General features: G+C 34.8%; 1 protein-coding gene. It reads left to right on the top strand.

What is annotated here, in order from left to right:
- Positions 1 to 702: Hsp70 family protein (locus tag OYV_RS04210; RefSeq protein ID WP_042068475.1), on the top strand; the 702-nt coding region annotated here is incomplete at both ends.

The following is a 702-nucleotide window of genomic DNA, read 5'->3' as shown; positions in this document are numbered from 1 at the left end:
TTTCTTTGCCTTTCTTAACAATGAGCGAAGCAGGTCCACTTCATTTAGAATACAATATGACTCGCGCTAAATTCAATGAACTTACTAAAGATTTAATTGATCGTTGTTTGGCTCCTGTAAAACGTGCTTTAAGTGATGCTAAATTAGATATTGAAAAAATTGATCAAGTGCTTTTAGTGGGTGGTTCTACTCGTATTCCTGCAGTACAAGATTTAGTTAAAAATGAATTGAAAAAAACTCCTAATAAGAGTATTAATCCTGATGAAGTAGTTGCTATTGGAGCTGCTATTCAAGGAGGAATTCTATCAGGAGACGTTAAAGATATTTTACTGTTAGACGTAACTCCGCTTTCTTTAGGAATTGAGACTTTGGGTAATGTCTTTACTAAATTAATTGAAAGAAACACTACCATTCCAACTTCCAAAAAACAAGTCTTTTCAACTGCCGCAGACAATCAACCAGCAGTAGATATTCATGTTTTACAAGGAGAACGCCCTTTAGCAGCTGATAATAAAACTTTGGGAAGATTCCAATTAACAGATATTCCACCAGCACCGCGCGGAATTCCTCAAATTGAAGTTACTTTTGACCTTGATGCAAACGGAATTGTATCAGTTAAAGCCAAAGATTTAGGTACTAACAAAGAACAAAAAATTACTATTTCAGGAAGTGGTGCCCTTAAAGAAGAAGAAATTCAAAGAA

The sequence above is a fragment of the 'Chrysanthemum coronarium' phytoplasma genome, from assembly GCF_000744065.1.
Classification (GTDB): domain Bacteria; phylum Bacillota_I; class Bacilli_A; order Acholeplasmatales; family Acholeplasmataceae; genus Phytoplasma; species Phytoplasma asteris.
This window is presented reverse-complemented; position numbering and strand designations above follow the sequence as displayed.